Source organism: Caloramator australicus RC3 (genome assembly GCF_000297115.1).
In the GTDB taxonomy this organism is placed as follows: domain Bacteria; phylum Bacillota; class Clostridia; order Clostridiales; family Caloramatoraceae; genus Caloramator; species Caloramator australicus.
Genome location: NZ_CAKP01000071.1, coordinates 1 through 19,259, shown reverse-complemented (window position 1 = coordinate 19,259; position 19,259 = coordinate 1). Strand labels below are relative to the sequence as shown.

The window sequence follows — 19,259 nt, the reverse complement described above, 5'->3', positions numbered from 1 at the left end:
GAGTAAGAAGGTAAAGGCTTAAGGATATCGAACCACAAAGCTTAGCAATGATTAAATTATTTTCTAAGAAATCTTTAAGTTCAGTAACTTGAGCAAATTTTTCACATTTCATGACAATAAAGGCTCTGAAAAGAGCATGGCGAGAAAACCCAGTAGGGCCGTATTTAGAGGGGACCTTATCTGGTAATGGAGATAAATCAAGATTTTCAAAGAGGGTTGTATAAAAATTGATAAGTTTTTGAGAAGTAAAAAATTCAATAATGTTAAAAATTTCTTGACGTTGATACATAGAGATTTCCTCCTTTTTGTTGTTAAATTGAATGTTGTTATATTAATATAATTCGACAAAAAAGGAGGAAATCCTATGAAATATATTTGTGAGTGATAAAAAAATTTAGCCATAGCAGGCTAGTAATTTCAAGGCTTTAAAATTATGCTCAAGGCTATTAAGTAAAACAATAGAGGGGGGAATATTAGTGAAAAAAATACTTATAACCTCATCTGCAGTTCTTCTTTGCATAATTTTTTTAATTTACTCTATAAGAGTGAATGCATCGAAAAACTCTACATCAAGCAAAAATATCAATGCTAATTGGAAGCTGGTATGGAGCGATGAGTTTGACGGTGATAGCATTGATAAAAGTAAATGGAATTTTGTTGAGGGGGGAGGAGGTTTTGGTAATAACGAACTACAATACTACACGTCAAGACCAGAAAATGCAAGGGTTGAAAACGGAACATTGATAATTACAGCAAGACGTGAGGACTATGGTGGAAATAAATATACATCTGCTAAATTAACAACCCAAGGCAAAGGTGAATGGACCTACGGGAAGTTCGAAATAAGAGCTAAACTTCCAGAAGGTCAAGGATTATGGCCTGCAATTTGGATGATGCCTTCTGATATGGATATGTATGGTGGGTGGCCTTCATGTGGCGAAATAGATATTATGGAAAACATAGGAAGTGAACCAAACAAAGTCTTTGGAACTCTTCACTACGGCAATCCTTGGAAATATACAGGTAAAGACTACTACCTACCTGATGGAAAAAAATTTTCAGATGACTTCCACACCTTTGAGCTTGAATGGTTACCAGGAGAATTCCGATGGTATGTCGATGGTAATCTATATCAAGTTCAAAGACATTGGTATAGTAGAAATCTTAATGAGGCTGATTCATATACTTATCCAGCACCTTTTGATAGGGATTTTTATCTTCAAATCAATTTAGCTGTTGGCGGTAACCTTCCTGGTAACCCCAAAGATGATAGCATTTTCCCCAAAAGCTTTGTTATAGACTATGTTCGAGTATATGAATACAAAGGTGAATACCCCCAGATTAACTACGATTATAATACTGTAAGACCTACCCTTGAAGATGGAAATTATATTTACAATGGAACATTTGATAAAGATGTTGAGGGCGTAGATAGAATTGATGGAGTTGATGGAAGTTCATACTGGCGCTTTAACACTTTACTCGGCGGAGAAGCTATTCCTTCTATCGAAGACGGTATTTTTAAAGCTGAAATCCTTAATCCTGGATCAGAAACCTATTCGGTTCAGCTTACCCAAGAACCAATATTTATAGAAAAAGGTGCTAAATATAGGGTATCCTTTGACGCAAAGGCATCAAAACCAAGAAGTATAATAAGTAAAGTTACTATGGTGGGTGGCTCTTGGATTAGCTACTCTGGTGACACTGTGATTAATTTAACTACAGAAATGAAAAACTATTCGTATGAATTCACAATGAAAAATGAGGCTGACCCCTTTGCAAGACTTGATTTTAATATTGGGAAAGACGATGGAATTGTATATTTGGATAACGTAAAATTAATAAAAATCTCTGATAATATAAACAGCGACCCTAACCAAAATAGGGAACCTCTTAAGTCAGGAAACTATATATACAACGGAACCTTTGATCAAGGTAAAGAAAGATTGGGATTCTGGAAATTTGAAGTGTCTAATAGGGCTAAGGCTATAATTTCAACTGATAATCGTGAGGTTTATGTAAATATTAAAAATAATGGCAAATCACCTGATGATATAAGACTTTATCAGGAAGGAATAAAATTACCCTCAAATGAAACTTATATCCTATCCTTTAACGCAAGGAGCAGCCAACCAAGGCCATTAATTGTAAGCATTAAATCTAACGATAAATATATTACAAAATCATTAACATTAACTAGAGAAATGGAAAAATACAGTTTTGAATTTTCAACAGAAGATAGCTCTGATAATCCTTATGTTCTTCAATTCCTATTTGGAAACGACCCAAAGGATGTCTATTTAGATAATATATTCTTAAAGAAAAAAGCTAAACCAGTGGTTATAGATGATACTAAGGAGGCGATCATCGAGGCCGAAAACTATCATCAGATGTTCGGAGTTTTGGTTGGACCTTGTTCAGACATTGGTGGGGGAGAGACTGTTGGATATATAGACGATGGGGATTGGATGGATTACATTATAAACGTTAAAAAGTCAGGAATATATACAGTATTTTTTAGGGTTTCAGGAGGTTTTTCAGATAAAATAGGTAAAATAGATATAATATCAAATGGCAGAATACTTTCCTCAACAGACCTAAAATATACAGGCAGTTGGGATACTTATACTACTGTAAAAACTACTGTTGAACTACAAGAGGGGGAACAAATTTTAAGGATATATGCTAATAAGGGCGGATTTAATCTTAATTACTTCAAATTTATATATGGAATTGTTTCAGAAAACGACGATACTTCTTCAAATCTAATTAAAAACGGCAATTTTGACCTTGGCAGTGAATATTGGATACATTTTAAGGCAGATTGGGATGGTGCTTATTCAGTTGCTGCAGTGGAAAATGGAGAAATGAAAGTAACTATCTATTATGAAGGGCCACAATTCTGGTCAACCCAAATTGCACAATCTAATTTGAGCATACTAAAAGGCGAAACCTACGAACTTTCCTTTGATGCAAGGTCGTCAGTTATAAGAGATATTCAGGTCATGATAGAAAGAAATGGTGGAGATTATGCAAAATATTTCGGACCACAAACAATTACTTTAACCCCTGAAATGCGACGTTTTAACTTTGTTTTTACCATGAACTCTGAGACCGATGAGGTTGCCCACATTGTGTTTGCCCTTGGCAAAATCGGTGACGCAAATATTATAGGTAATCACGAAGTGTATCTGGATAATATAACTCTTATAAAAAAATAAATAAACCTCGAAGAAAAATCATATAACCCCACAAGGTAGATCCTTCGTGGGGTTATATGATTTTTTCAATTATTGGTGATAGGAAAATTATTATTGAAAGGACTATTATAAATACCACCGTAAGCCAAATTATTATATTTTGGACCCTGCTGTTGGTATATTTCCCCATTACAGCCTTTTTATTTGTTAAAAGCACCATAAATATAAGGATTATTGGGGATAATATACCCGCAAGCTGCTGGGTTGCAAGCATTATTGAAACTAAGGACAACTTAGGCATTAAAACTATTAGAGCGCTTAATATAATCATACCTGCAAATATTCCATAAAAGATCGGTGCTTCTTTAAAGTCGTTGTCAAGTCCCCTCTCAAATCCAAAGGCTTCACATATAGCATAGGTAGTCGATAGGGGGATTATTGCAATTGCAAGGGCCGAGGCACCAAACAGACCTAGTCCAAACAAAGCTGAAGCATATTGCCCTGCTAAAGGCTTTAAGGCAAGGGCCGCCTCATTTGCACTTTCTATTCTTATTCCATTTTTGTATAAAGTCACTGCTGTCGTTACTATTATAAAAAATGAAACCAAATCCCCCCAAAAGGCTGAAAGGTAAACGTCAAGCTTTTCATATTTGTAATCCTCAACGCTAAGGCCTTTATCTACGATTGAAGATTGAAGATAAAACTGCATATAGGGAGTTATTGTCGTTCCTATCATTCCAATGAAGGTTAAGATAAATTCCTTGTTAAACTCTATCTGGGGAGTTATCATCTGTTTAAATACATAATTCCAATCCGGTTTTACGATAAATGCAGTTATGATATACGAAAAGAAAACAAAGGTAAAGGCTAAAAACACCTTTTCAATCTTAGAATAGGAACCCCTTGTAATGATGAATAAAGTAAGGGCTGCAACTAATGGAACGGATATAAATTTACTTACCCCAAACAGCTCCATGCTGGCTGCAATTCCTGCAAAATCTCCAACGCATACTCCAAAGTTTGCAATGAAAAGGGTTAGCATTGCAAAAAAGGCAAGCTTTACACCAAACTGCTCCCTTATAAGGTCAGCTAATCCCTTTCCTGTTACAACAGCCATTCTTGCATTCATCTCTTGAATTACCGCAAGGCTGAAGGTAATAAGCAATAATCCCCACAGCATTTTATAGCCAAAATGAGCTCCTACCGCTGCATAGGTTGCAATTCCTCCGGCATCATTTCCTGCATTAACTGTGATAAGGCCAGGTCCTATAACGCTTAAAATGAAAATTATATTTTTTAATCTTTTGCTCTTTATCCTCATGATGTCCTCCTATGCTGACCTTCTTAATATTTTCTTCCACCTTGGCAGAAGAACTTCGTCAACTATATCGTTAAGAATTGCCATACCAACTAGGACCCTATCCTTATCAACAACAGGAACTGCAAGAAGCTCATATTTTGTAACAAGCTCTGTAAGATCATCAAGGTTATCCTCATCTAATACATAAATTACATTCTTTCTCATGATATCCTTTAGCTTTGCATCCCCATCTGCTACTATAAGATCTCTTAAAGATACCACGCCAACAAGCCTTCCAGCATCGTCTATAACATAAAGATAATAGGCAATTTCTGAACTTGGCTTTGTCTCCCTAAGGTTTCTTATAACTCCATCCACCGTCTCATTTTCATTAAAGGCAATATAGTCAGTGGTCATTATGCTTCCTACGGTATCTTCGTCATAATCAAGAAGTTCTTTTATCTCCTCTGCATCCTCTTTATCCATCTTTTCAAGTATCTTTTCAACATGCTCTTCGTCTACATCCTCTAGAATATCTGCAATCTCATCGTTAGGCATGTTTTCGAATATCTCCTTTGCATAGCTTGCATCGATGTTTTCAACAAGATCTGTCTGATATTCATCCTCAAACTCTTCAAGGGTATTTGCAGCAAGCCTTGCATCAAAGGTTTTAAATATATCGCTTCTATATCTTGCATCAAGTTCCTCCAAAATATCTGCAATATCAGCGGGATGAAGGGACTTTAGCTTTTTATAGGGCATAGATAGAGTTATTCTGTCTATCTGACCTTGAATTGGTTCAACGTTATCCCAAATGATTAGGTTGTTGCTTAGCCTTTTACCAAACTTTGAAAGCACAAACTCACAAGGTTCTAACACTCCAAGCCTTCTTAAAAGACCTCTAAAGCCTATATCAACCGCCACAACCTTATATCCATCTCCTATTTCAGCAAGCCTTAGGTCGTTAACCCTTACAACCCTCTTCCCATTAATATCTACAATCTGCTTATCCAAAATATCGTTTGATAGAGAGTAGTAATTCTTTTCCCTTTTGTATTCATAATAGTTTTCAACAATGACCTTGTATCCTTTGTTGTCTTTGAAAATATTTAAGCTCTTAAAAGCGATTTCCTTTATATTATTTCTATTTTTAAGCTTTATTCCCTCAACCTGTGGGAGATGCTCATCTGATGTTACAATAATATCAATAACTTTACCAAGGTAAATATCGTTTTGGTCGTAAACTGGTGCGTTTAAAATATAGCTTACAAAGCACCCTTTAACCCTTTCCATAACTCGTCCTCCTCCCCTTTTGGCAGGAGAACTACATAAGGCAGTATGGATGAAGCAGTAGTTCCCCTACCATTTATTGTTTCTATTAAATTGTAAATAATACTAGGATAAGGGCCACCCTCCATCATACCACCTCCTTCTATGTAACCCCATTATCATTATACTGCTTTGTGGAAAATTGTTCTACAAATAATTTAAAATAATGCTTGCTATTTATATAATAATATGTTATAGTTATATAGTATTCAAAAGGTCACTAGCATTCCTCTTTGGGAATGGGCGTAGGGTCTTTGAATCAAAATATTTTCCCAGGAGGAATGAGAATTATGGATAAGAACTTAATTTGCAAAGATTGTGGTAAGGAATTCATCTTCACACAAGGAGAACAAGAATTCTACAAAGAAAAGGGATTCGAAAACGAACCAAAAAGATGTCCAGAATGCAGAAGAGCAAAAAAGCTTGAAAAAAGAAACTTTTCAAGATAAAAAGTAGCCAAAAGGCTACTTTTTTTATGCATTAATATTCTACTATAGAAATCTAAAAAATTCAACTGAAAAAGCCGTAATAGTTGTCCATATAACCATAATATCTTTTTCTTTTATATTTAGGTGCCACATATGCACCATATAAAAATCCACCTATATGAGCCCACCATGCAATGCCTGCTCCATATAAAGGACCTATCAACGTAAGAACCCCGTTTGAAATTTGGGATATAAACCAAAGGCCTATATATATAAAAGATGGAATGTCTACGAAAAATGGAATCCAAAGTAGCGGAATTAAAGTTGTTATCCTTGCAAAGGGGAACATTATAAAATAAGCTCCCATAACTCCGGCAATGGCACCCGAGGCTCCAATCGTCACAACCGGCGAGTTAAAATTAAATAAATAATGAACAAGTGCTGCAATAAAACCGCTTATTAGGTAAAAGACTAAAAACTTAAAATGCCCCATCCTATCCTCAACATTATCACCAAATAGCCAAAGTGCCCACATGTTGCTGATAAGATGAGTCCAGCTTCCGTGCAGAAACATGCTTGTAAATATAGGCAAGATATAAATCTCTATATTGCCACTAAAAACTTCCAAAAGGGACTTAGTTAGCATTAAAGGAATAAAGCCGAACACCTTTAAAAAATCCTCTAAAAGATAATGCGGCATAGAAGTTTCAAAAATAAATATTACTAGATTGACAAATATAATAAGAAAGGTAACCACAGGCTTTTTTCTGCTGGGATTTGCATCTCTTAATGGTATCATAAAATTGCCTCCTAATTAATCTCTATTTATTTCCCATTCATCGCTTCCTCTACACCATCTTACAAAATGTTCACAATTGTTAAAAAATAAATCATACTTGTTTTCACCCAATCTCATCCTAGCCCTATAAACAACGGTTTCCCTTGAATATATAATTGGGCTATCTAATATATATACTTTTCTACCACTATCAAATTCTTCATATGTTACTTCACACACAACCCCATTATCATAGTGAATTACATAACCATCACCTACATATAGGCCATGGTGGGTATATATATCAGGACCTATTTTCCCATCAACAAATAAATGGTCTCCCTCTTGTAGTTGATTTATAGACTTAACTCTTTTTCTTAAATATTTTGCAGATCTAGAAGAACTTGCTTCAATATGGTTACGTATTGTAATTGCTGTCCTGTCAAGTTTTTCTACAGCTTCACCTAATTCTGGGGAAATTTCCTTACACTTTTTCTTAAATTCATTTTTTACCCTTTGATTGCTACTTTTTATTTCTTCTTTAATATCATTCAACTCTTCTCTTATAGGTTCAATTACAACTTCATTAAAATCATCTAATATTGTTCTTTTACGCGGACCAAACAAATCTCTAAAAGCGTCTTCTAAATCATATTCATCCAAATCAAACAAATCCTTAAAAAACCCCATCTTTATATCCTCCTATAAAAATTTTATAAACATATTATAACAATTAATGTAAACATTATAAATATTTATTTTAAAATAATAGGGTAGGATTTCTCCTACCCTAAATTATTGAAAATATCAACTTTTCATTTTCCTTCAGCCACTTCTTTTTACTTTCGTAATCGGGATCTATAGATTTTATTTCATTCCAAAAGGATTTTGAGTGATTGTGATGTTTTAGATGACAAAGCTCATGAATTATTACATGATCTATAACATCGATCGGTGCAAACAAAAGCCTCCAATTTAAGTTTATATTCCCCTTAGTTGAGCAGCTTCCCCATCTTGTCCTTTGTTCCTTTACAGCCATCCTTTTATATTCAAATCCATATTTTCGGCTGTAATAATCAAGTCTTATCTTAAATATTTTCTTTGCCTGTTCTTTATACCATTTTATGATTATATCATTAATATGCTGCTGTCTTTCAGTTTTATCTAAAAGCATAGGAACACAAACGATCAATTCACAATCCTTTTTATATGCTCTTATTTTATCCACATTATCCACAATAACCTTTAGAGTAAGTTCACTCCCTAAAAAGGGCAGCCTTTTCCCCGTTTTAAATTCTTTCTTCTTTTCATCCTTTTTATTTTTCCCAAGCTCCTTTAACTTTTCTAAAATTAAATTTGCACCCTTTTCAACAAACATACGAATAAAATCATCATCTGCAAAAGGAGGAGCAGTTACAATAACCTCCCCTTTTTCATTTACTCTAATAGTTATCATCTTTTTTCCCTTTTTAGATACTTTATAATCAATCCTTTGTCCATTGTAGATTATATGTGGCATGGCAATGTCCTTTCTGTTCATTTTACTTCCATCCATTCATCAAGCATTTCTTTTTTTCATTGCTATCTAAAATAGTGGCGCAACTTTCCCATTTTATCCTTTTAACTTGATTATATCTTAATTCAAATGGATGTTGTTTAGGAACAGCATCTATTATATGTTTTGCCTCTTCAATTTCATTCAATGCAACTTTAACCCATACATCTTCAAGAACATCAGGTATCTGACCAAACAGGTTGTGTATATTTTCTAGCCTTGTTGACAATAATTCATGCACCCTATCTTCAACAGAATCCTTATATCTCATGTTATAAATATATACCTCATCATAAATTTGACCAATTCTTTGTATTCTACCCTTTCTTTGCTCTAACCTGGTTGGATTCCAAGGAAGGTCGAGATTTATAAGGCATCCTAATGTTTGAAGGTTAAGTCCTTCGCTGGCAGCATCAGTCCCCACTAATACTCTTAATTCATGCTTTCTAACCATCTGTTTTATTTCTTCCTTTGTTTTCCTATAAAATACCCCATATATAAATATACCCGATTTATCTCCACCTGCATAAAGACCAATCTTTTCAAGTTTCAAATCCTTTGATAAGTTTTCTGCAATAAAAAATGCCGAATCATAGTATTGTGAAAATATTATACATCCTCTTTCTATCCACTTATCATCGATTAGTAATTTTAAAGTCAATTCATATTTTGGGTCCTTTGATTGATTATTCTCCAGACATTCTATAAATCTTTTTAAACATTCCTTTTCTTCTACTGTTAAATTTTTTATTTCTTCCCTTTCTTCATTTATTTTTTCAGCATCGTCATCTTCGTAATCATCTTCTTCAATTAAATTCCAATTAGATAACATCTTTTCAGCCGTATTTTTACCAGCAATTATCGTGCTTCCAACTCTTTTTAATAAGAGCGTTTTTAAAAATCCTCCGCCTTTTACTCTTTTTTGTAAAAGTACACTAAATGCTTCTGCATACCCATAGGCCTTCTTTAAATATGGCGGTAATACTATAGCCTCTTCTTCCCTTTCACCAAAAAGCTTTACTTCAACTTTCTTTAGATATGGCTCATTTGTTTCAGGGTTAATTGTATTTTCAAGAAAATCCCTGGTTCTCCTTACTATATGTCTTATAAAAGGGTTATATAATTTTATAGTATTATTATTTACTACCCTTCCTAATTTTCTATAGTCAGGTGTATTTTTCATCGATTCTATCACATCCATACTAAGGACAAAATCATCTTCCTTCATGCCAGCACGTTTTCTTATAATTGCAAAATTAATCTCCTCTTCGTTTTCAGGTGGGAATGGATCCCTAATCCAATCGATAATACTTAAATCAAATTCCTCAAACTCTTCATTGCCCAACAATAGATTTAATGCCCTCTCCGGTTGGGTTCTCCATTTACTGTATTTGCTCCCTAAAACGCTATCATTTTTTTGAGATAATATTTCAAGCAAATCCCAAGCTTCAATAGGATGCAACTGAACTGGCGTAGCAGTTGCCAAAAGCATGCTCTTTGTTCTTTTGGAAATTTCCATTAAAAATCTCATTAAATTATTCTGATTTGATTCATAGGCTATCGTTTTATCGTTGCCTTGATTGTATTTTTTCCTCCGTGCCCTATGGGCTTCGTCTACAATTACACATTCATATTCTAAGGATAATAAGTAATCAACAACAGGTGAATTGGCAGTGATTAACCCTTGAGATATAATCCCTATTCTCCTTGGGCATTTCTTTATGCTAATATCCCCGTTTGAAGGGTATTTTAATCCATTTTCATCCACCCATTCCCTTCCTGTCCAAACTGCAGATGGCATATCAAGAAGGTTGTATAATTCATCCTGCCACTGCCATAATAAGGTCTTAGGAACAATAATAAGTATGGGTTTGTCTCCATATAAAGCCATAAGTTGTGCTGCCATGGCAAGCTGAACTGTTTTACCAAGTCCCACCATATCAGCCAGCACATATCTTGCTCCATAGGATTTTTTGTGGTCTTCAAAGGCAAGATTGATAAAATACTTTTGATGTTCCCAAAGTCCAAGTTCCTTCCTATAAACAGGTGACTCAATAACAGTTGAAGCAGGGTCTGGGTTTTTTCTCCACTCTTCAACCGAATATATCACTTTTCTTTTGGATAATCTTTTAATATCCTCAATAATAAAATCCGAAAGGGGAACTGCAAATTGGCTATTCCAAAAAAAGTCAAATTCCTCCTGCACCCAATTTACAGCCTCTTCTGAATCGTCTTCCCATAGAATTTCATAGTTTAATCTCCAAGCTGAACTCGTTTCATTTACGCTTCCTATGAAGGATGTTTTCCTTCCATCCTTTAAAGTTATTACCCCAGCCTTGCCGTGTATAAGCCCAAAAACATCGTTTGGGACAACCTTGATTTGTAATTTTCCTGATTTTAATAGATTGTATAATTTCTCTAACCTGTTCCCAGCGTTTATAAACCTATTCTCAGGCTCAGATTCACACCATTCCCTTCTTTGTGCCTCCATTGCAGCTTTTGCTGTTTTTACGTCTTCTTTAGATAACTCCGAATTGCATACAACTCGAATAATTCCTTCTACTGATTCTAAAGCTTCCCCTACTACTTCAAGAATAGAGGAGCTAAAATAGCCTGCTATTCTATCGTAGGCTAATGCTCCCCTTAATTTTTCATCTAAGAACGCTTTATCAAGTTTTTGCCTTCTTGATGAGTATCTATATATCAATATACCACCCCATTATACCCCATCATGTTTTATAAGCTCCATCAATAGTTTTGCGTATTTTGCCTCTTCTTCCCAATGCTTCATATTGCTTATATGCTCAAAAGTTGCAATAAATTCAAGTATGCTTATTATTGTATTTCTTTGACTCCAATAGCTTGGCAGCTCATTCTTTAGCCAGTTTCTTCCGTGCATTGTATCTTCTTCTTTTATCGATAAATATATTGCAGCAAATACGTGTCTTAAAAGAGAATTGCTGAATTTATCGCTTGTTCCAATATTTCTCATAGCAAATTCCCTTGCAGTTTTAAGCCTTGCATTATTTGCCTTTGTGCTGTATAAAAGCTCTTTATATTCTTTTACTCCAAATCCCCTTGCTATCTCTTGATATGCCGAAAGCTGATTTACACCGCTCTTTTCTAAATCCAGGCCTTTTATATAAAACCTCTCTTCAGAAGTTAAAGTCTTCCATGTAAATGGATCAAACCCCGTCGGTGTTAAGTAGTCGTATGCAATCTTTATGGCATCATCAATTATTTTTTCAATAGGTGAAATATATCCTTTTTGCCCTATTTTTGAAAGTTCGTATTGTATGTCAATATCCTCTATTCTTTTATATGAAGTTAATATTCTAAGGGCTGCTGCATAAGCTGCTAAAATGTAGTCTGCATCATTAAAATTAGGATCATCCTTATCATCTAAATCCCTCATACTATCAATTTGTCTTTTAACTTCAAATTCTATGTCGGGATAAATTTTATAAGTAAATGCTATATTATCAGAAAGCTGTTTCCTTAAAACCAAAAGAACTGTTCCTTTTACATAGTTACCATCCTTAAGTCCTCCGGATTCCGTTTCCGTTGCAATTGTCCAAGCCGCTGTAACCTTAAGCCCTGATGCCCATAAAATTAATGTTAAGGCTGCCCATACGCTCACAGCCTGATGGGTAAACATTACAATCTGCATGCCATCATCCGGCATATGCTCTGCTAAGTTTTTATATATATCTATCATGCTTTGGTTAAAATCCTGGCCAGTTCCCTTAACGGCAAGCGCCCTTTTTGAATCAGCATACCAATCAGGGAATACATCAAGTAGCATTTTCTTATCCCATGCGAGGAAAAATTCGGATAGTTCGTGGTAGTTTACAGCATCAGCATATGGAGGATCGGTAATCCAAAAGGTAGAAGTATTATCGTTATTTCTTGCATCTGCTAATTTAGAAACCAAGGTTTTATCTATTTCAAAATTTACTATATCATAAAACCAACTATTCTGTATAAAATACATACTTCTTGTTCCATAAATATACAAAGTATTCAACGCTTGATTATAAAAAGTATCTTCAACTTTCCCAAGGCCTCCAGCACCTGCTGGATTCCATCTTGAAAGTTTACTATTCCAATTACAACACCTATTCACCCCTAACAGCCCAACAACCTTTTCCTTCTTTGTATTAGCCTCCTTATCAATAAGTTCCATCAAAAGTCCATGGACAAGAAGCTGCCTTGGATTAAATAACTGATGCCAATAAGTCCATCCTCTTTCTCTTAATAATCTTGAAGTTTCATATCCTTCTTCTATCATGCTGCTTGGAATATAGCCCTTTTCCTGCCATTCATTAAATCTTTCACCTAAAAGTTCAATTACCTTTTCTTCTCTTTTCAAATCTTCCTTTGTAGGTGCTGTGTAATATCTATTACCATTTTGATCTTCATATCTTATACAATAGAGCCTTTCTTGAAACACATCATCTTCTCTTGGAATAAATTCATGCTTTTCCCATTTTCTTAAACCATAAACTATTGTTCCATCATCAAGCCTTCTATCCTTTCTTATTGCTGTAATTGGTGTTTCCATATTACAATGTGGGCAAACAAGCTTACTATCCCTTACAGTTCCCTTTTCAGCCTTTTTCATCTCTTCATTTGTTGCATCCATCTTTATTTCTATATCAAAACCACCATGCCCATTATCCTTAAGGATAGCTACTGTTTTTGTCCCTTTGCCTATAACCCAAGATGGTGCAAGCGGAACCTTATATCCACATTCTGGACAAATAATTTCATTGCAATATAGATATGCATTTGCCCTATGGCCTTCTTCATTATGTTCTATACCCCATTTAGTTATAATCGCATCAGCCTTGTTATATACTTTTTCTTGGAACTTTTTTAGCTCTTCTATTTCTTCTTTACTGCTTCCTAATATGTTTAATGCAGACCAAGTTAAAAGCATTGCAACTGGATTTAAATCTGATGCATATACATCAAATCCCATCCTTGCTGCCTCAAAAGGTATACTTCCTCCCCCTGCAAAGCAGTCACCTACAGTTGGCACTTTGCCAAATCTCTTTTCACCCAGCTGTCTTACAAGCTCCTGAAGGCTATATGCATTGGTTCCAAGATGTTCATTTATCTTATCCCATTCATCTTTATCCTTCAATTCAACTTCCTCAGGCCTTTTACAATATTTTAATTTTTCATCATAGCTCATTCTTTTAAACGCCAGCATTTGAGCATTTTGTTTTTCTTCATTGGACAATCCAGGGATATATTGCATTTTCCCTGATGATTCAACAAAGTATCTACTTTTTTCACTTGAAGTTAAATATTTATATACCTCCGCTGCAGGTATTGACTTATCCTTTCTAAGTTCCAATCCCTTTTCATCCATTGTAAGTATCTTTAAAAATATTTCCCTGTCTTTTTTGTGGTCCTTTGATGCTGGCATTAAAAGGCCTAAAAGGGCTGCTCTAACAAGTATTAAAGGCTTTCTCCCCCACCATTTGCCAAGGCCTGTTAGTGTTTGACCACTTCCTGCTTTTCTTTCTTTGTAGCTTTCCTTTGATACCTTTGATATCGGAAATTGGACTTCTATAAATGATAAATTGTCCATCTTAGCTCACCTCTATTTGTCTATTTCTCTTTGTATAGCATAATCAAGAAGATTTAATTGTTTTACCGTTTCTTCTACTGGATTTTCTGTTAAAGCATACCTTATTGCTTTTCTCCAGCCGCGTTTATCGTTAGCATGTCCTGTTGCTGCATTAGTCATAGTAAACAGCCACCATCTCTCCTCTTTAGATAATCCAAGCCAATTTTTTATAGCAATTGGTATTATACTAGGGTCACAATCTTCTATTGCCCATGCAAGCAAAACAAGTTCCTTGCCAAGAAGTCTATGGACAGGAATTTGACCTATTTGCCATTTTCCTACTGGTAATTTATCTTTTTTAATCTTTCATTGAATTCCGTCTTTAAAGCGTCTTCTATCAATTTCCATTTATGTTTTGTAAGTTCTACCTTGGGGATGTCCCTTTTTATATCTATCTCCTGAACTTCTTTATCATATTGCCACGCAAATCTTTCGTAAACTATCACTTTGGCATTTGGACTTCTTGGGATTATAACCAGAAAGTGATGTTCTGATTCCTCTGGATTAAATCCAAAGCCTATTGTTTCCTTTGCCATTATTGTATGATCTCCCTTTCTTCAAATTGGTTTAATGTTTTCTTCTTGTCTGCAATATAATCTAAGAACTTTTGACCTGTTTCAAAAATAGCTTTGTTGTATTCAAATGTTATATTAACCTTACCATCATTTGTCAATGCATTTCTTGTATTATCAATCATCGATTCAATTGCATCAGGCTTACATATGATATCCTTACCTATCGTTAAGTCTATCCAGCCTTCCCTTAGATTAGAATCAACTTTAAATATAACTATTCTCACATCAGCAACAGACACACCATGCTTCTTTAAAATACTTAATTCTTCGTAGGTTGATTTAGTATCCTGGAATTGGAAGGTTTTTATAAGAGTTAGTTGTTTTGATTTATCTATTTCTCTTGAGTTAATTTCTCCCTTTTCTATTTTTATAGATATTTGTTCTGAATAAATTCCTTTGCCTTCTGCAACGGCTAATACTAAAACTGCATCATCAGGTATTTCTACTTCCCCTTCATAAATTCCGCCGTTTTCCTTCGGATTAGAACCATCCGTCGTAAATTTAATTTTCACGTTTGGAGTTCCTCTTAATTCTAAAATTTTCTTTCCGTTTTTATCGTATACTCTACCCTTTACAGTTATTTTATTTGTCCAATAAACTGGTTCTCCAGTTTCATGTTCTCCGTTTGAATCTACACAAATAAATGATAATTTTAATTCATTCGTCTTAAATTCATTCGGATTTTCAACTAATTTAGATGCAGTTGTTGCAGGTCCATCTATTTCATAATAAATCTTATCTCCATATTGTGGAGTAAGCCTTAATACAGCTTCTCCTGTATCTTCATCATATCTAAGTTGTTGAATTAATACACTGGTTTTTTCCTTTGGGAATGGTCCTTTATCTACATATCCTCCATTTTGTCTCCAAATTCCCTTCCTTAACATATTCTCAAGCAGACCATCCAAAGCGCTTGGTTCATGCCATTGCCATTCCGGGTTTGTAGCTGCTCTATCCTTTACATCCTGCCATCTCATTTCTTTTTGGGTAAACAAATCTGCTTCACACATTTTTCTTAATTTTTCATCATCTAATTCAGTTGTAAATTTGTGTTTTAATGTTAAAACTTCTCTTATTTGTTTTTCTCCATTATATTCATTGCCGACAAACTGCATTATAAAATCAACTTTTAGCAATCCGTATTTCGATGGGTAATATATGCATTGGAATGTTTCCCTCGCTGCTTGTAAGAGTTCAAGCTTTATTTTGTCTAGCTTATCCAATGCTTTTTGGAATTGTGGATCACTTTCCTTTATCCTTTCTTCCTTCATTCTTTTAATAATAATATTGATTGCCTTATATTCTTTAGCCTTTACGTATAAGTTTTCCATCGTTCTTCTTTGTCCTGTCAGGAACATCACTCTGTTTTTAAATCTTTGATATTCATAAAATTTTTGAACGTCGGGATTTAAATCGTTTGATAACTCATAGGGCTCAACAATAACAAGTGATACTTTATCCTGCTCCAACTGAACTTCATCAAGCGGTGGAAATACATAAAGCTTTTGGTAGCAGTCTCCTAATATCGGTTTAAATTTTTCTTCAAGGAATATTCTAAGCTCCTTCTTTGCACTTTCATTATCATAGGAATCTATTAGAGAATTCATTTCAGCGATTATATTCTTTGTATTTTGGAAGTATATTCTTCCGTCTCTATCTGGGGTTAAATACCATGCCTTCATTTCAAGTTCATGTAAAGCCCTTTTAATCCTCGTTATATCTTTATTGGGCTCACATAGATATCCTATTATTTCATGTTCTGAAAGTCCCAGCAATGCATGAGGAACATCCGCAAGGGATGCTATAAGTATTAATTTGCTAATCTCCTGCATCGATGTCTCGTTCATGGTATTATCATAAATTTCTGCAACTGCTTTTCCATTTGATGCTATATCGTGTGATATTGCGTTTGATAATGATGGCTTTATTTGTGTTATTGCTGTAAACATTTCATGGTCATTCAAGTCAAAATCAAAAACATTTACTAAGTATTTTTTTGATGCAAGCGGTTCATCGCCCCTATATAGTTGGTTTATTATAATTCTCATTAATCTTATGAGGCCCCTTGTTTGTTGAAAACCAGGGTTTTCTTTAAACCTTGCATAAAGATCCTTTATTACTGGATGGAATGGGTATGAATCCTTTATCCCTATATATATCTGTTCCGCAGATATACTTGTATATCCCATTTGTCTTGCTTCGTTTACTGCTGATTTATAGGCATTTGCTATTTCATTTATCTCTTCTTTGCTTGGAAGTTCTTTAAATAACCTTTTTCTTAAAATATGGTATACCTCGTCCGATGCCTGCTGAACTGGTTCAATATTTAATGCAAAACGATTTATCTCCCCTTCAAGTTCTTTAAAGGATGACTGTAATAGTTCGCTTCCGCTTTCATAGCTCGCTTTAAGGTCTGATATTACTAAGCAAACATTTGAAAGCTCTTCTTTTGCTATTGCATTAAATAAATTTGCTAAAGCTGTTGTTGTTATAACAGCTAAATTGGTATCTCCAACAACTTTAGATTTAGCGTTTTCAAGGTAAGGTGGAAGCTCATCAAGTAAAATTAATAGAGGCTCCCCCTTTAACAGATTTACCCATGCTGTTTGTCCAGGAGCTTGAAGCGGTGAATAATAATCTTTGAAATATTCTTTTTTGCCTAATTGTTCAGCGATTGAACCCCATATCCCAAATGGTGCATCGGATTCGCGCCCTGTAAATGCAACAACCTTTATTTCACCAAGATGGCTATTTTTAAATTTTTCTCCTAATATTTTTTCTCTTATTCTTGGATATTTTGCAAGTAAACCTAAGGCAATCATATTATGAGTTTTACCGCCACCCATGGATTGGGTAAGCTTTATTATGCCTGTTTGTCCTTGTCTATGGAACCTTTTAAATGCTGTATCAAATAATATTTTCATTCCTTGAGTAAAATAGTTTTCTTCAAAAAATTCTTCAGGATTTATTCTATTTTCTATAAGGTCCGTTAAATCCAAAACATCATCCCTTTTTGTTTCATCAAATACACTTTCCCTTGGTTTACATAATTCTAGTAAAGTCTTCAAAACTACCCCACCCTTCGTAAAATATTTTTATTATTAATAATTATATATTAGTTAAGATATGTTTACAATTAACTAAATATGGCAAGCTATCACAAAAATAAAATTGCGGGCTAAAGTTAATCATACATATGCCGCCCGCAGAACACATGTATGATATGATTAACAGTGCACAGCTTGAGGTAGTTATGAAAAATAATTAATTAAAAAAACAAAAAATATAACCTGTAAATGTAAAGTGTAATATTAAGAAAATAAAGTATAACATGTAAATTGTTAGTTGTGCTAAAAAAACTAAATCGCATAACTATACCTATTCAAAATATATATCTGCCTACAGAATGTAAGCAGTATATATTTGAAGCTGTGCACCGTTAACATCAAAATTCAATCTGAGCTTCATTGTTAGCCTTTAATATTGCAGCTTCATATTTATCTATTTCTTCACTTATTCTATTTATTTCTTTTTGGAGCCATTCTTTATCAAAATTTAATTCTTGAATTAAATAGTAAGAACTACCATTTACGTCAGATTTTCTTTGTTTAAAGCTGTTGCATGTATATATTGCCGACAAATTAGAACGCAAAGTTCTAAGAGATTTTAAAGAGGATAGCGCATTTTGAATTGTAACCCCTGGCATGCATTCAATTTCATTATTAGCTTTATTTATTTCTGAAGATAACTTGTTTATATTATTTATTAATTCAACTATTTTAGTATAAATTTCAACAAAACTCTTTGTGTTGCTCAGTACTTCTTCTGTCCCATTCAATTCTTTAATTTTTTGAATTACAACATTATTTTTAAGCTCAGAATATAATGTTGCCAAGTCATTATTATACCTATCTAAAAGCAGCCTTGCTTCATTAAGATTCGTAAAAATCCCTCCTTTCTTATTTCTCATGCAATAGTAATCCCTTCAATCAGGTCAAGGTCATTTCTACTTGGAATTATTTGTTTCAATGTGATGGCAGCAACTGGTGATAATCCCTTCAATCAGGTCAAGGTCATTTCTACGCAATGAAATATCCAAAGATCGAAGCAGCAGTAGAAAAACAAATCAGTGATAATCCCTTCAATCAGGTCAAGGTCATTTCTACATAGACGACAACCCACTCTGGTAAAGTAAAGGGGCTAAAAGCCGTGATAATCCCTTCAATCAGGTCAAGGTCATTTCTACATAGACGACAACCCACTCTGGTAAAGTAAAGGGGCTAAAAGCCGTGATAATCCCTTCAATCAGGTCAAGGTCATTTCTACGTATGTTATATTTATCAAATGCGTTCTCAATTCAAATGCTTGTGATAATCCCTTCAATCAGGTCAAGGTCATTTCTACATGATAAATAAGGCAGATAGTTTGCAGGAAATGATAGGGAATGTGATAA

The 19,259-nt window shown here is 34.3% G+C and carries 12 protein-coding genes, 2 pseudogenes and 1 CRISPR repeat array; of the genes and pseudogenes, 2 read left to right on the top strand and 12 right to left on the bottom strand.

Going from position 1 to position 19,259, the window contains the following annotated elements; translation table 11 throughout:
• Positions 1-289 (bottom strand): annotated as a pseudogene (locus tag CAAU_RS14250) (hypothetical protein); the annotation flags it as partial.
• A 187-nt stretch (positions 290-476) separates the two neighbouring features.
• Here CAAU_RS14250 and CAAU_RS06895 point away from each other — a divergent pair.
• The gene (locus CAAU_RS06895; RefSeq protein WP_008908713.1) at positions 477-3,221 is read left to right on the top strand and encodes a carbohydrate binding domain-containing protein; all 2,745 of its coding nucleotides are present in this window, start codon (positions 477-479) and stop codon (positions 3,219-3,221) included.
• A 52-nt stretch (positions 3,222-3,273) separates the two neighbouring features.
• Here CAAU_RS06895 and CAAU_RS06890 read toward each other — a convergent pair whose 3' ends face one another.
• Genes CAAU_RS06890 through CAAU_RS14600 form a run of 3 tightly spaced genes read right to left on the bottom strand, consistent with a single transcriptional unit; the run spans position 3,274 to position 5,921 of the window.
• Positions 3,274-4,521 carry an Nramp family divalent metal transporter gene (locus CAAU_RS06890; protein ID WP_008908712.1) on the bottom strand — a complete coding sequence of 416 codons (1,248 nt, stop codon included), beginning with the start codon at positions 4,519-4,521 and terminating at the stop codon, positions 3,274-3,276.
• A gap of 9 nt (positions 4,522-4,530) precedes the next feature.
• A complete protein-coding gene (locus CAAU_RS06885; RefSeq protein WP_008908711.1) occupies positions 4,531-5,793 on the bottom strand; it encodes a magnesium transporter MgtE N-terminal domain-containing protein in 1,263 nt (420 codons plus the stop codon).
• Positions 5,766-5,921 carry a hypothetical protein gene (locus CAAU_RS14600; RefSeq protein WP_008908710.1) on the bottom strand — a complete coding sequence of 52 codons (156 nt, stop codon included), beginning with the start codon at positions 5,919-5,921 and terminating at the stop codon, positions 5,766-5,768. The genes CAAU_RS06885 and CAAU_RS14600 overlap by 28 nt, the downstream gene beginning before the upstream one ends.
• A gap of 195 nt (positions 5,922-6,116) precedes the next feature.
• On the opposite strand from CAAU_RS14600, the gene CAAU_RS06880 reads away from it, so the two are divergent.
• Positions 6,117-6,278 (top strand): zinc-ribbon domain-containing protein, encoded by a 162-nt coding sequence (locus CAAU_RS06880; protein WP_040306165.1) that lies wholly within the window; start codon positions 6,117-6,119, stop codon positions 6,276-6,278.
• A gap of 61 nt (positions 6,279-6,339) precedes the next feature.
• Here CAAU_RS06880 and CAAU_RS06875 read toward each other — a convergent pair whose 3' ends face one another.
• The 8 genes and pseudogenes from CAAU_RS06875 to CAAU_RS06840 form a co-directional block, all read right to left on the bottom strand.
• Entirely contained in the window at positions 6,340-7,056 is a 717-nt protein-coding gene (locus tag CAAU_RS06875) for a rhomboid family intramembrane serine protease (RefSeq protein ID WP_008908708.1), read from the bottom strand.
• 15 nt (positions 7,057-7,071) lie between these two features.
• Positions 7,072-7,725 carry a lecithin retinol acyltransferase family protein gene (locus tag CAAU_RS06870; RefSeq protein ID WP_008908707.1) on the bottom strand — a complete coding sequence of 218 codons (654 nt, stop codon included), beginning with the start codon at positions 7,723-7,725 and terminating at the stop codon, positions 7,072-7,074.
• Positions 7,726-7,825: 100 nt separating this feature from the next.
• The gene (locus tag CAAU_RS06865; protein ID WP_008908706.1) at positions 7,826-8,575 is read right to left on the bottom strand and encodes a M48 family metallopeptidase; all 750 of its coding nucleotides are present in this window, start codon (positions 8,573-8,575) and stop codon (positions 7,826-7,828) included.
• Position 8,576: 1 nt separating this feature from the next.
• Positions 8,577-11,297: a phospholipase D-like domain-containing anti-phage protein gene (locus CAAU_RS06860; RefSeq protein WP_008908705.1), complete on the bottom strand. Its 2,721-nt coding sequence runs from the start codon at positions 11,295-11,297 to the stop codon at positions 8,577-8,579.
• Positions 11,298-11,309: 12 nt separating this feature from the next.
• Positions 11,310-14,192, bottom strand: a complete 2,883-nt coding sequence (locus tag CAAU_RS06855; protein ID WP_008908704.1) for an anti-phage-associated DUF1156 domain-containing protein — start codon at positions 14,190-14,192, stop codon at positions 11,310-11,312.
• A gap of 12 nt (positions 14,193-14,204) precedes the next feature.
• Positions 14,205-14,767: pseudogene (locus CAAU_RS06850) on the bottom strand (DUF3780 domain-containing protein).
• A complete protein-coding gene (locus CAAU_RS06845) occupies positions 14,767-17,874 on the bottom strand; it encodes a DUF499 domain-containing protein (RefSeq protein WP_008908701.1) in 3,108 nt (1,035 codons plus the stop codon). Before CAAU_RS06845 ends, CAAU_RS06850 begins: the two are co-directional and overlap by 1 nt.
• 377 nt (positions 17,875-18,251) lie before the next feature.
• The gene (locus CAAU_RS06840) at positions 18,252-18,776 is read right to left on the bottom strand and encodes a DIP1984 family protein (protein ID WP_008908700.1); all 525 of its coding nucleotides are present in this window, start codon (positions 18,774-18,776) and stop codon (positions 18,252-18,254) included.
• Between the two features lie 3 nt (positions 18,777-18,779).
• Positions 18,780-19,210: direct repeats of the CRISPR family, unit length 37 nt; unit sequence GTGATAATCCCTTCAATCAGGTCAAGGTCATTTCTAC.
• Positions 19,211-19,259: the final 49 nt, after the last annotated feature.

Coding starts and splice junctions, on each gene's coding strand:
- CAAU_RS14600 (WP_008908710.1), bottom strand. CDS start 5,921: ATGATGGAGGGTGGCCCTTATCCTAGTATTATTTACAATTTAATAGAA.
- CAAU_RS06855 (WP_008908704.1), bottom strand. CDS start 14,192: ATGGACAATTTATCATTTATAGAAGTCCAATTTCCGATATCAAAGGTA.
- CAAU_RS06870 (WP_008908707.1), bottom strand. CDS start 7,725: ATGGGGTTTTTTAAGGATTTGTTTGATTTGGATGAATATGATTTAGAA.
- CAAU_RS06875 (WP_008908708.1), bottom strand. CDS start 7,056: ATGATACCATTAAGAGATGCAAATCCCAGCAGAAAAAAGCCTGTGGTT.
- CAAU_RS06865 (WP_008908706.1), bottom strand. CDS start 8,575: ATGAACAGAAAGGACATTGCCATGCCACATATAATCTACAATGGACAA.
- CAAU_RS06840 (WP_008908700.1), bottom strand. CDS start 18,776: ATGAGAAATAAGAAAGGAGGGATTTTTACGAATCTTAATGAAGCAAGG.
- CAAU_RS06890 (WP_008908712.1), bottom strand. CDS start 4,521: ATGAGGATAAAGAGCAAAAGATTAAAAAATATAATTTTCATTTTAAGC.
- CAAU_RS06885 (WP_008908711.1), bottom strand. CDS start 5,793: ATGGAAAGGGTTAAAGGGTGCTTTGTAAGCTATATTTTAAACGCACCA.